The following is a 13,585-nucleotide window of genomic DNA, read 5'->3' as shown; positions in this document are numbered from 1 at the left end:
TTGACAAACTTCTTGCCCTTGTGGGATGAAACAGCCCTGCCTTTACAAGGGGGGATTGAGGGGGGTAATTCAACTTGTGTGTACACCGTAGCCAATGCATCGGGGGGATTAAGGGGGGTAATTCGACATTAAGTTTTGACCATAATCACTGTACAATTACTCTTGCGAGAAATATTCTCGGCAATATTTCCTTGAATCGCTTGTTGCAGTAGACTTTCACGGCTAGCTCCCAAGACAATCACATCACTGTTGTCAAGTTTTGCACAATTAAGAACAGCTTCAGAAACAGAATTGGCACGAACGGGAGTGGCCATCACTTTACCACTAACTCGGCGTTGCAGAAAGCGAGCAGATTTATCTAATAATGTTGTGTCAGGAATCGAGTTAGTCGGCTGGAAAACTTGGCATAGCTTGATTTGGGGTGATGTACTTAAAGAAGCAAGAGCCGGTAATAACTTAATTGCTTGGCTGGAGTTAGGGCCGCCTGCCATTGGCAACAACCAACGGTCGAAGGATCTTTTATCATCTAATTTAGCCAAGATAACATCACAACCTGCCTGTCGAATTATGGTATCCACCACTCGGCTAAAAACTCTACCAGGAGTTGATGTATTGCCTTTCCATCCCATCAGCACCAAGTCAATGTGTCGTTCTTTGACAGTCTCCAAAATTGCCCCAGCAACATTATGGGCAACTCGGATCTCGGTATGAACGGGAATCCGCCACTCTTCTCCTAAAAGTATTGCCCGTTGCAAAAGTTGAAGACTTTTGCTGATTTGCACTGGTGTTTCCGATGGGATGCGGCTAGACGAAACGATAATCACTTGTAAGCATTCTATTTCGTAATTGCGATCTTTGGCGATCGCAACTGCCATGTCTAATAAAGTCTCGGCTGTCTGGGGATGTGAAAGTGGTACTAACAATCTTCCTTTGCCTGTAGCCGGAGCGTGAGTTTGGTAAACCACATAAGAAGGTGCTGATTTACGTTCTATTTGTTCGTTACCACTGAGTCGCTCTGCTTCTACACGGATAATATCACTACGAGTAATAATTCCTATGAGCTTGCGATTTTCTGTAACGGGTAAGCAGCTGAGGTGATAACGATTGAGTATATGCAGTACATGAGCCAGTGTTGCTGTGGGATTTACTGTCACTGGCTCTGGTGTCATAATCTCGCCGATAGTTGTATCTTTGCCTGACTGTTGCGAAGCAATACTAACTAAATCTTCCTGAGTTACAATACCAACAACTTTACCATTCTCTAAAACTGGGAAGTTGCGATGGCGAGAGTCGGAAAATGCCTGTACTGCTTCATCAGTACTCATTTGGCTAGAGAGAGTTTCCACGCGTCGTTGCATCACATCTACGGCACTCAGTTGTGCCAGAAGCCCCTCTGTGCTAAGCTCCTTGGTGATGTGAATTCCTTTCCACTCTAGTAAAAGGTCGTAGAGCGATCGCCGATCGATTTTTTCCGCTACTAAATAGGCAACCACAGACGCAATCATGAGCGGTAGCACCAGATTGAAATCTGTTGTCATCTCAAATACAATGACGACTGCGGTAATTGGTACTTTGGAGACGGCGCTAAAAAAGGCAGCCATGCCGACATGAGCATAGACTGTGGCAGCACTCATTCCCAGTAAACTGTGTTCCACAGCACCCACTAAGTAACCAAGGGCAGCGCCCAAGGCTAAGGTAGGAACTAGTAAACCTCCTGGCGCTCCAGAGCCGTAAGTAAAAATAATTAGGGTAAACTGAACTAAAAAAGCGATCGCGGCAAATGACCAATTAGCACTGCCCACAAGCAAAATTTCTCTCAGCCCAGCATGATCGCGAAAGACAGCAGGTAAAAAAGCGATCGCCGCACCACTAACTAACCCAGCGATTCCAATTCGCCAGGATAAACTCAACCTTAGCAGGCGGCGGTTAATTGCTAGACTCTCAAGAATACCTTTATTAAATAGAATGCCTAGAAGTCCCGCCAGTACTCCTAAAATCAAGTAGAAAGGGATTTCTTGAGCGAAGAAAGTTGTATCGGGAAGACCTAAATTTAGATGATTCAGATCCAGGCTGTGACTACCATAGAGCCGAGAAATGACTGAAGCGATGAAAGAAGCCAAAATTGCAGTACCAAGAGTAATACCTGATACATCTTGGAGTAATTCTTCTACTACAAAAAGCACACCTGCAATCGGTGCATTAAAAGCCGCAGCTAACCCAGCCCCGGCTCCGGCAGCGATGAGTTGGCGACGATGCTCTGGTGAAGTCGGTGCCCAGTTACTAAGTTGATTTGCCAAGGCTGCCCCAATTTGCACAGTCGGCCCTTCCCGTCCTAAAGGCATTCCCGAACCCAACACTAATGTAGCGCCGATTAACTTAACCAAAGCAATCCGTAGATTTAATGGCATTGGCACGCGAGCCAATACGGCTTTGACTTCAGACATCCCACTACCTGATGCTTCCGGTGCGAAGCGCTCTACTAGCCAACCAGCTAAAAATCCCCCTATTAATCCAACACCTGGTAGCACCAAGTAGGCAGGTAAAAGGTAAGAAAGATGCACTCGCAATGCACCTGCCCAATCCACTGCCTGTCCTAATAGAACTGCCGCTAACCCAGAAACTAGACCAATCAGGCAAGCTTCCACAAAAGCCAACCGTTTGGGTCGAAGCAACTGACGCCAAAGCCTCAACCAGAGAATTTTACCCTTGACTAACATATTTTTAGCGATCGCTTGTCATCAATGAAGGTATATAAATGTCTAAAATGTCTTACCGTTCACCCTATTCATAGCTTTTACTAAAAAAATGAAATCAGAATGAAATTTTTATATGCCTAAAGATAGATATGTGCAGTAGGGGTACAGTTATTTATAATGTTTTATACTTAGAATTATTGGAGAACTATTCTCGCTTCAAAAATATTGTGTTCAAGTTGTCCTCTGTGATTTAGGGGTGAAATTCTAGGTATATAGGCTATTAGCCAACTCTCAATACTGTTCGGTTAAAGTAAGAGACATGATGAATCGCCGTTTCGACAATAATAATTCTTTTGTAGAGACGGCGATTTATCGCGTCTTTGTAATCATTTATCGCATCAGATAGAACAACATTGATCATAAGTTTATTAACATCACAGATATTCCGCCAACCCGTGAAACGATTCAAAACTGAGTAAAGTTTTTGGGTTTTGCGTTAGGATTTACGCATAAAGATTCTCTAGAAAAATTGAGTTTAAATTTACTATTAACGCTGCCAATCATACATTAATCGTCCGTGGCGATCGCGCACAAGTTCCCATTCTCCATGACGATATCGTTGTCCGTGATAACGTATAGAGCGATAGTGCCGTCTATAATAATGTCGTCGATTCCATTGGCGTTGATAGTAATAGTTTCCAGTCCGTTGCCGTCTATGATAACGTCGTCGAGTCCGTCGGTGAGCTAACAAAAACTCTTCACTTTGCTCTCCAACTAATTTTGTCTGTGCATCGATACTCTGTTCATTGAAAATATTGTTGAGAGTGTTCTCTTTGGCTTCAACCAAAGTAGGTGGATAAATGAAGGCTAATAACAGGAACACAATTGAGGATAGCTTTTTGAAACGGTTCACGTCTTTGCTTTTCCTAAACTATTGGTAATAATTTTATTTAATACTTAAGTTTAGTAATTATATAGTTCAAAATTCACAAACTTGAGGAACGCAAATGTAATTGCAAGTACATATAGCAGTTCCCATTCAGATAAAGTACAATGTTGTATCGCTTAATATAGTTGCTTGAGCATTATTAGTAAAAGTTTTAATTTTTATAAGCAATGACATACATTCCAAAGGATGCAGAGTGGTATATCGCTGAATTGGTAATCGAGTGTAACGTTGAGGGAAATCCACATAATGTTATTCATGTAAATATTGTTCTTGTCCGTGCTTCTTCACCAGAAGATGCTTTTGAGAAAGCCGAAGAACTTGGTTATCAGAGTAACGACACATATCTCAACCCCAAAAATCAAACTGTAATTTTTACTTATAGAGGCTTACGGCATCTTGATGTAATTCATGATGAATTAGAACATGGTGCTGAACTGATGTTTGAAGAAAAAATTGGTATACGTGAAAGCGAATTACAACAAATGCTGACTCCAAAATCTCAGCTAGCTATTTTTCGTCCGTTAAAACCAATAGATCCATCTAAGCCAGACTATACGAGTAAAGAAATTATGGATGAAGTCGCAAGAATGATGAGTGGCGATGGTGTTATTGAAAGACTTTAAATGCTTCAGCCCAACAGTGCATTCGCTATCCTAAACCTTTATAGAGCTAACGTCATAAATACGCTGTTCGGATCGTCAATAGACATCTTGCAAAAGTAAATTTTGCAAGATGTCGGAGAAAGGTTAAAGGTTAAAGGGTAAATGGAAATTAATTCTATTCCTTTCCCCTTGACCCCCGCCCCTTATCCCCCACAAATGCCAAGAAGTCTAATGCTCTCCTTAGCTATAGTTAATTAGTTTTTTGCAGATTGCTAATTGTCAAAAATATTTCATCATCAGCGATCTGGCTATTATAATCAATGTTAATTTGAGTTGGATAACCAAGTGTTGGATCGTATTGTACAGTCAAGTTTGCTGCTTTACGAATCAGCGCATCCCTAATGATATCAAAGAGTTTAGGAATTGTATTATATTGTTTAAACAACTCTGCCTCAGCCGGCTTTTGAGTTGCTTTATAAGTAATAGAACTTGTGACTCGATTACGTACTTTAATAATCACTGGTTCTGTGGCTTTAGGTAAACAATTGCAACTTCTAGTGAATTCATAGTGATAGTTAGAGATTTTTTGCCGTTTCCATAATCGGTAATTAATCTTAAATTGTTCTAAGTTTAAACTACTAGGCGCGGGGGTTGTGGCTACCTGTATAGGAGGAGGTTGAGATATTACAGGTGCACTAAAACCTAAAGATGCCACTAAAACAGCACTAATTGCAATTGGTAAGCGCATATAAATCCATTCTTAACTCCAACTGCTTACTTTAACGTAGCTTCAAGATGATTGCCAAAACATTGAAATTATTTGTGACACTCAAAGCTGGTAAGGTATTACGCAAAGAAAATTGCATATTAACTAGTGAGGGTTGTCCTTAGTCAAAAGTCCTTTGTCCTTAGAAACACTTCTGGACTAATGATGGTCTATACGGAAAATTTAGTCGTTACCTGCTTGCAATTCATCTTTTGTTAAATCTTTCCTGCCGAACGCTCTGCTAACCACTGTGACGGTAATCCTCTGACTCTATTAAGATAGATTCAAGTTCCCAGGAGCAATATCTCCTGAACATGGGTTTAAATTTTGAAAAAACCCTTTGTTCTTCACATCGGGTTATCAGTTGTATATGTTTTCTGAAGTTAAAAAATGTCTCATGTTAGCCGTACCTTTGGCAGCGGCACAAGTGGCTCAATCTGCAACTGGTTTTGTCGATACGGTCATGATGGGCTGGTTGGGAAGTCAAACCATTGCATCTGGAGGTTTGGGAACTATTATCTTTACTTTTTCTCTGTTGATTTTTAGTGGTATCGTTTCTGCTGTCAGTCCGTTAGCTGCCCAAGCATACGGAGCCGGAAATAAAGAAAAAGTTGGCACAATTGTCCGGCTTGGACTAGGGATATCTCTGGTGCTAGGAATACCAATTACATTGCTGCTTTACAATGGAGGTGCTTTACTACTTTTACTAGGACAGGATGCTAACACAGTAGCACTAACAGAGATTTTTTTAAGAGCGATCGCACTGGGTTTTATTCCTGGTTTGGGCTTTGCAGTACTTAAAAGTTTTCTTTCTGCTCTATTGCAACCGCAATTAATCATAGTGACAGTGGTCTTGGGTACTCTGTTCAACATTACAGCTAACTATGTGCTGATGTTTGGCAAACTAGGATTCCCGGCGCTGGGTTTAGCTGGTATTGGTTGGGCAAGCACGCTTTCACTTTGGAGTATGTTTATTACTTTGGCAGTTTATATATACAATCAGCCTCGCTTTGCAGTTTACGGTATTTTTCGACCTTCGTCTCAAGAAGCTTTTCCTCTAGAGCATCGCCGGATCGTTGGCGAGATTTTTCAAGTTGGATTGCCCATCGGGGGGCTGATTGCGGTCGAAGGCGGACTATTCACCGTTGTCACTTTGTTGATTGGACAATTGGGAACCAATGCCCTGGCTGCTCATCAAATTGCTTTACAAACAATTTCGATGTCATTCCAGATGGCAGTAGGCATTTCTCTAGCAACAACAGTTCGTGTTGGACAGTTAGCCGGACAGAATGACTTAGTTGGCACTCGTCTAGCTGGATATGTAGGCATTGCCATTGCAGCTTTAGCTATGGGTGTAGTAGCCCTTGCATTTTGGCTAGTACCAAAGTCGATTATTTCTCTTTATATTGACATCAACAATCAGAACAATGCAGATGTGGTTGCCCTCGCGGTGAAATTGCTAGCAGTCGCGGCCATTTTTCAAATAGTTGACGGCGTGCAAGTTACTGCCGCAGGAGCATTACGCGGACTCAAAGACACCCGAATCCCGATGTTGATTGGCTTTTTTGCTTATTGGTGTGTTGGTTTATTCACTGGTTATACTTTTGGGATCTCGTTGGGGTCTGGAGCTATTGGTCTTTGGTGGGGATTGGCTATTGGTTTAGCCAGCGCTGCAATCATCCTAACTTGGCGGTTTAGCACCAGGAAAACTAATAACTATTGAAGAAGTCAGGAGTCAGAATGGGCTAAACCTTAGCTATCCGCTAACAGGAGTCAGAATTCTGTTTTGATAAACACAGATGCAGTTAAAGGCAAGAGTCCTCAAGCAACTAAATTATAGTGAATTAGGTTGAATGAACAAACAAATCTCAAATAACGGATTAACTAAATTTCAAGTACTGATTATGGCGATCGCATCTGGTGTGTGTGTTGCTAACGTTTATTATAATCAGCCAATTCTCAAAGATATTGCATCTTCTTTTCAAGTTAGCGAAAGTGAAGCGGGTAGCATATCTGTGCTTTCGCAAGTTGGTTACGGTTTTGGGCTTTTCTTTTTAATCCCCTTGGGCGATAAAATCAACAAAAAAACATTAATTCTTTCCTTACTTATATGTTTGTTTTGTTTGTTGATAGCCATGACGTTTTCACAAAATATCGTCCAAGTTTGGATATTGAGCATAGCAATTGGAATTACAACAGTCTCCGCTCAGGTTATTCTGCCTTTAGCAGCAAGTATAGATAGAGTAACTACAGGACAAACTGTCGGCAGTATTTTTACTGGTATATTGATTGGAGTTTTAGGAGCAAGGGTTTTTAGTGGATATATTGCTGAAAGCTTGAGTTGGCGTTATGTATATGGATTTTCAGGAGTAATGATTTTAATTGTTACTGTCTTGCTAAAAATTTATTTACCTAATGTGAATAATGAATACACTGGTAATTATTTTGATTTATTAAAATCAACGCTTCAACAATTAAAACGTTTTTCTTTATTGAGAGAAGCATCTTTAATTGGAGGATTAATGTTTGGTGTCTTTTGCTCATTTTGGACAACGTTGACTTTCCATTTAAGCGGAGCACCTTTTAATTTTCAATCTGACACAATTGGGATGTATGGCTTTGTGGCGATCGCAGGTGCATTAATGGCACCAATTTTTGGTAAATTAGCCGATAAAGGTAATTCCCAACGTTCCTTAACTATATCTGTATCTCTGGTGATTGCAAGTTTAGTAATTGCTAAAATTGCTTCTAATTCAGCGCTGGCGATCGCTGTTGCTGTATTGTTACTAGATGTAGGCGTACAAGCAATTCAAGTCACCAATGTGGCAAGAATATACACTCTTGATGCTCAATCGAACAGTCGCATCAATACAGTGTACATGACTACCTATTTTATCGGTGGTGCTGTCGGTACTAGTATTGGTCTATTATGCTGGGATTTTGGGGGCTGGGATTTGGTGACTTGGCAGATGTTAGTTTTTACTTTGCTTGGATTTATTGTTATAGTCAGACCGAAAATCACTACAGCAAGCATAAATAAAAAATAGACTTTTTGGCATTTGTAGGGCAAAGGGTAAGGGGTAAAGGGGAAAGGGATGGAATTTCCTCTTACCCTTTAACATGAGTCCCTTTCCCCAACCGGAAAGCAAAAGTCACTTTTGTAAGAGACTCCATGAGTGGAACTTACAAGGAACAATAAAAATATCTCTTCGCCAGTTTCCAGTCCCCAGTCCCCAGTCCCCAGTTCCCAAGTTCCCAGTCCCTATTTTTAAGTCACGTCTAATTATCCCATGCTTTTGGTCAAGAAAGGTTGTGATTTTAGTCTACATATTCTGTTGGTATTTACGAATCAACAGTGTTATTTAAAGCTATTGGTTATTTGAAGCTATCGGGCGGCTACCATCTATCTCTATAGTATCTTTAGCTTTAAATTTACTCTTAGCGATCGGACGTTGACCATCTATGTCAAGAATTTCCTCAACTTCAAAATTACTAGGGTCAATTGGACGCTCACCGTCTACAGGTAGTATCTCATGTCCTTCAAAATTACTCTTAGCGATCGGGCGTTGACCGTCTATGTCAATTGTTTGATCGCTATAATTTTTATCTTTTGCAATTGGGCGTTGACCATCTATATCAATTGTTTTTTTAATCTGAATGTTACTTGGATCGACTGGACGATGACCATCTACATTAATTGTTTTCGTTGACTTTTGAGGTTCATTAGATAATGAATTTATATTAGTTTCATCCATTTTTATATCCCGACTTAAATTATTATTAGTCTCAGTTTTGTTTTTATCATTCATGTTTTTTATTGTTATTCTAGATTATTTATCTGCTGTAGATATCATTTTTAAAACTGTTTATCTCTCTAGCTAAAGAGACTCAGTTGAGTAAATAGCAGGAAAATTTGTTCATATACTAAGATACTGAAGTAGAATCAAAAAATCCTCTACCACAGCACAGAATATATCTCTGACTTTAGAGGGATTTTTCATCTTTCAAAAAATACTTAATTAAATTGCTGGAAGAATGTAAGATTTTCTATAACTGGCAAGAGCCATCTTTTAGGGTCTTTTTTGTGCCTTTACGCGAACTTCTAAATATTTTGATGCAAGTCGTCTGATTTCATTTTCATCCCAAATCAATGTCGGTGCTGTAATAACCAAGGAAACTTATTCTTATGGTGTAAATACAAAATAATTTTTAGTACCTTTTTATACTAATAAGTGACAGTAAAAACCTTCGTATTAAATTAGATAAAATTCTAAGTAGTTATAACAAATTATACATAAATTTCATAAAAATATTGACAAAGTATTTTTATTTTGCCAAAACGTTTATATCAACAATCATCTATTAGCAATCATTACGTCATTTTCTAACTAAAGGGAGAATGCATACCGCATTTTCACTTAATTTTATACTGCTTAGTTTAATTTACTAAGTATTATCTCTAAATTGATTCCTTTACCAATGAGACTATATGAGCATTCGCTTTTTCCATATTCCTTTAAGGAAAATAATCCGCTTTTCTATGCTCGCTCTAGCCACGACTGTAGCACTTACAACTGTTGAACCTAGTCGCAGTAGTACTACATCTGAGTATCAATGGAATCAAGTCTCTATAGGAGGAGGAGGCTATGTTACTAATATTTATCTGCATCCTTTAGAGAAGAATTTAGCCTACATTAGAACCGATATAGGTGGCTTCTATCGTTGGAATTCGTTAGAGAAAAGATGGATTCCATTAATAGATCACTTTGGGTCTGATAAAAGTAACTACTATGGCGGAGAAGGATTAGCGCTTGACCCTAACAATCCAAATGTTGTCTATATTGCAGCAGGCAAATATACTAAGGCTGGCTTAGGAACAATCTTCAAATCGACCAATAAAGGTCAAACCTGGAACAAACTGAACATAGATTTGCCAATGGGTGGCAACGAAACTAAGCGATGGACGGGGGAAAGGCTGGGAGTTAATCCATTTAATCCTAATATCATCTTCTTTGGTTCGCGTTTGGATGGGCTATGGAAGTCGGCGAATGCTGGTCAAACATGGAAAAAAGTAAGTTCTTTCTCTGGAAAACCTAATGCATCCATTGGTATTACAGGAATTTTGTTTAGCAAAAAGAATGCTGGCTTGGTTTATGCAAATGCCTATGGAGACGGAATATATAAGTCTACCGATACAGGTGTTACCTGGAGCAGAATAGCCGGAAGCCCATCAAAAGTAAATCGAATGGTGCTTAATAGCAATGGAGTACTGTATGTAACGCACACTTCAGGAGTTAGCAAATATGCAAATGGGGCTTGGAGCAATATTACGCCAACTAACATCAAAACTATTTCATTTAATGGGCTTTCTGTAGATCCCAATAACTCTAATCACGTTTTAGTTACTTATGACCAATACCATGAAACTACTAATTACTCTAGAGTCTTTCAATCTACCGATGGTGGAACTACATGGCAACAGAAAAGCCATTCATTGAATCCTCAAGTACCTTGGTGGCCAAACTGGTATTTTGCTTCTGCGGCCTCAGCGATTGAATTTGACCCAAATATTGCTGGCAAAGTTTGGTTAACAGACTGGTTCGGAACCTGGCAGGCAGACAATATCAATGCTAACAAGCCTATGTGGTCTAACTATGAAAAAGGACATGAGGAAACAGTAGCTTTTGAACTCATCTCACCTCCAAAAGGCTCACTATTGTTAAGCGGTGTGGCTGATGTAGAAGGCTTTAACCACGGCCAGAAATTAGATACTTACCCATCTACTCAATTGGGTGGTAGTAACGGCCCTTGGTATCAAGAAACATACAGTATTGCCTACAGTGAAAAAGATCCTTTACGTATGGTACGCGTTGGCGGACATCGAGGGTTCAATACTTTTACAGGAGGAACTTCCACAGATGGCGGACATACCTGGAAGAACTTTTCTTCTTTTCCGCAGAACATTATGCCACTACGGGTAGCTATGTCTGCAACTAATCCAAGTTTGTTTGTAGCGATCGCCAGCGAGAAACAACCTATACGCACAACTAACGGTGGAGCTACTTGGAGTGGAGTATCAGGTTTACCCAACGGGCCCAAGGGGCCGTGGTACTGGGGTCAACCATTGGCATCAGACAAAGTAAATGGCAATATTTTTTACTACTACAACGATGGCAAAGTCTACCGCAGTAAGGATGGAGCTGCATACTTCAGTATTGTCAACTCAACACTTCCTAGCGAAGATTGGTCTATGCTCAAAACAGTTCCGGGGGTGAGTAACGAAGTTTGGATAAGTCTCAATTCAAATGGGCTTTATCGTTCAACAAACGGTGGTACGAAGTTTGACAAAATAGCTGGTGTGGAGAAAGCTTATTTATTTGCCTTTGGCAAACCACAAATAGGAAGTACAATTCCTGCACTATATTTATATGGCAAAATCATTGGTATGGGAAAAGGAATTTTCCGTTCTTTGGATAGAGGGCAAACATGGACAAACATCTCTAATCCTCTATATCCCATCGGCAATGTCCCGAACGTGATGGAAGCTAGCAGACAGCAATTTGGGCTAGTCTTCATTGGCACCGACGGTAAAGGAATCTACTATGGAAAACCAAATTAATCCAAATTAATGACGTTGCATTCCCGACAAAATTGTATGTCACTATCTGGGTATCGCTGTTGTCGCAAGAAATTATAAGTTTAAGATAACGTAAACGCTTTGGCTTGCCGCAGGCTACCGCAAAGGAAAAAAGATGAGAAGAGAAGAGTTTGATGTGAGTGAATATGTAGATCAAATGGGGTTTTTGTTGGATTTGCAGTTAAAAGATGAGTATCGAGATGGTGTGGTGGCAAATTTTGAGAGAATTAGGGCGATCGCTAATCTGGTAAATTCTTTCCCTTTACCAGAGGAAATTGAAGTTGCACCAGTTTTTGAACCATAATTGCTTCAAGAATAGCTATGTTGATGTTTTAATGAAGCAAAAACTATTGCTGAGTGCTATTACTCAAAAAGCTAAACGCGCTATCTCTTAATATTTCAGCATGAATTTTGATTCAGCCGATGCCATAACAATATCAACTGCTGTACGCAAAGGTAAAACTAGCGCTGTGGAGGTTACGAAAGCTGCGTTAGCACGAATAGCAACGCACAATCATCTATTCAACTGTTTTACCACTATAACTGCTGAGACAGCTTTAACAGATGCAGCACTGATTGACAGGGAAATTGCCCAAGGTAATCATCCTGGAGTGCTTGCTGGTGTGCCTTTTGCGGTGAAAAATCTCTTCGATATCGCTGGTTTTACGACTCTAGCAGGATCGAAAATCAATGCAGTAAACCCAGAAGCTACTCAAGATGCAACCGCAGTAGCAAAGTTGAAGCAAGCGGGTGCTGTTTTGCTTGGTGCTTTGAATATGGATGAGTATGCTTATGGGTTTGTAACAGAAAACTCCCATTACGGTGCTACTCACAACCCCCATGATTTACAGCGAGTTGCTGGTGGTTCATCGGGTGGTTCGGCGGCGGCGGTTGCGGCGGGGTTAGTACCGCTGACATTGGGTTCTGATACTAATGGTTCAATTCGCGTTCCGGCGGCGTTGTGTGGTGTTTTTGGTTTCAAGCCAACTTATGGAAGATTATCTCGTGCTGGGGTAGCTTTATTTTCTAGCAGTTTTGACCACATTGGCCCTTTTGCGCGTTCGGTGCAGGATATCGCTACGGTGTTTGATGTGCTTCAGGGAAAAGACGATCGCGATCCCATTTGTACAAAGCGTCTACCTGAATTATGTTTACCGCAACTCAAACAAGATATTTCTGATATCAGAATTGCGATCGCAGCTGATTATTTTACCAAAGGTGCAGAACCGGCAGCTTTAGCAGCAGTGCAAAAAGTAGCTGATGCAATAGAAGTTACTAAATACGTAATCATACCAGAAGCACACCGCGCCCGTGCAGCAGCTTTTGTAATCACAGCTAGCGAGGGTGCAAATCTGCGTTTGGAAAAATTGCGATTGCATCCTGAAGATTTTGATTTCGCTACACGCGATCGCTTTTTGGCTGGGGCGTTAATTCCTAGTAGCTGGTATCTTCAAGCACAACGGTTTAGAAGATGGTATCGCGATCGCGTTCGAGAAGTTTTTCAAAATGTCGATGTAATTCTTGCCCCAACTACACCAATTTCTGCACCATTAATTGGTCAACAAACCATAATTTTGGATGGCGAAGAAATTCTTGTCCGTCCTCATTTAGGGCTATTTACTCAACCATTATCTTTTATTGGTTTACCCGTTTTATCAGTACCAATTCAGTGCCAAAATACATTACCTTTAGGTGTGCAATTGATTGCAGCACCATATAATGAAGCGTTAATTTTACGGGTTGCGGCTGCGTTAGAGGCAAAGGGTGTAGTTTCAGCACCAGTAATTTTAAACGCTCTTAACTCAGAGGCTGTTTGAAAAATCTAATTTATTACACAAAGACGCGATTAATCGCGTCTCACAAGAGTCATCTTGCAGAAGTGGGGAAAAGGGTAAGGGGTAAAGCGACTCATAAAAACCATGAGTCCCTTTAACA

10 protein-coding genes are annotated in these 13,585 nt (G+C 40.4%); 6 read left to right on the top strand and 4 right to left on the bottom strand.

The genetic code is table 11. The annotated features are described in order from the left end of the window. Window positions 1-128: 128 nt before the first annotated feature. Both RMZ42_RS33400 and RMZ42_RS33395 read right to left on the bottom strand, forming a co-directional pair. Entirely contained in the window at window positions 129-2,717 is a 2,589-nt protein-coding gene (locus RMZ42_RS33400; RefSeq protein ID WP_322675460.1) for a chloride channel protein, read from the bottom strand. A 526-nt stretch (window positions 2,718-3,243) separates the two neighbouring features. Next, window positions 3,244-3,609: a hypothetical protein gene (locus tag RMZ42_RS33395; protein WP_322675459.1), complete on the bottom strand. Its 366-nt coding sequence runs from the start codon at window positions 3,607-3,609 to the stop codon at window positions 3,244-3,246. Between the two features lie 203 nt (window positions 3,610-3,812). On the opposite strand from RMZ42_RS33395, the gene RMZ42_RS33390 reads away from it, so the two are divergent. Then, window positions 3,813-4,268, top strand: a complete 456-nt coding sequence (locus RMZ42_RS33390) for a DUF4288 domain-containing protein (protein WP_322675458.1) — start codon at window positions 3,813-3,815, stop codon at window positions 4,266-4,268. A gap of 229 nt (window positions 4,269-4,497) precedes the next feature. Here the strand turns inward: RMZ42_RS33390 and RMZ42_RS33385 are convergent, their stop codons facing one another. Then, the gene (locus RMZ42_RS33385; RefSeq protein ID WP_322675457.1) at window positions 4,498-4,995 is read right to left on the bottom strand and encodes a DUF6174 domain-containing protein; all 498 of its coding nucleotides are present in this window, start codon (window positions 4,993-4,995) and stop codon (window positions 4,498-4,500) included. 415 nt (window positions 4,996-5,410) lie between these two features. Between RMZ42_RS33385 and RMZ42_RS33380 the strand changes: the two genes are divergently transcribed. After that, window positions 5,411-6,736, top strand: coding sequence for an MATE family efflux transporter (locus RMZ42_RS33380; RefSeq protein ID WP_322675456.1), 1,326 nt, complete (start codon window positions 5,411-5,413; stop codon window positions 6,734-6,736). Between the two features lie 130 nt (window positions 6,737-6,866). Then, complete coding sequence (locus tag RMZ42_RS33375; protein WP_322675455.1) at window positions 6,867-8,060, top strand: MFS transporter; 1,194 nt, start codon at window positions 6,867-6,869, stop codon at window positions 8,058-8,060. Window positions 8,061-8,381: 321 nt separating this feature from the next. Here the strand turns inward: RMZ42_RS33375 and RMZ42_RS33370 are convergent, their stop codons facing one another. Continuing rightward, a complete protein-coding gene (locus RMZ42_RS33370; protein WP_322675454.1) occupies window positions 8,382-8,768 on the bottom strand; it encodes a hypothetical protein in 387 nt (128 codons plus the stop codon). A gap of 785 nt (window positions 8,769-9,553) precedes the next feature. Here RMZ42_RS33370 and RMZ42_RS33365 point away from each other — a divergent pair. The 3 genes from RMZ42_RS33365 (at window position 9,554) to RMZ42_RS33355 (ending at window position 13,467) form a co-directional block, all read left to right on the top strand. Then, window positions 9,554-11,632: a hypothetical protein gene (locus RMZ42_RS33365; protein ID WP_322675453.1), complete on the top strand. Its 2,079-nt coding sequence runs from the start codon at window positions 9,554-9,556 to the stop codon at window positions 11,630-11,632. Between the two features lie 133 nt (window positions 11,633-11,765). After that, window positions 11,766-11,954, top strand: coding sequence for a DUF4089 domain-containing protein (locus tag RMZ42_RS33360; RefSeq protein WP_322675452.1), 189 nt, complete (start codon window positions 11,766-11,768; stop codon window positions 11,952-11,954). 100 nt (window positions 11,955-12,054) lie between these two features. After that, on the top strand, window positions 12,055-13,467 hold the full coding sequence (locus tag RMZ42_RS33355; RefSeq protein WP_322675451.1) for an AtzE family amidohydrolase: 1,413 nt from the start codon (window positions 12,055-12,057) through the stop codon (window positions 13,465-13,467). The last annotated feature ends 118 nt before the right edge of the window (window positions 13,468-13,585 follow it).

Source organism: Nostoc sp. DedQUE05 (assembly GCF_034530955.1).
Lineage (GTDB): Bacteria > Cyanobacteriota > Cyanobacteriia > Cyanobacteriales > Nostocaceae > Nostoc.
The sequence above is the reverse complement of the archived record's forward strand: the minus strand, read 5'-3'. Positions and strand labels throughout refer to the sequence as shown.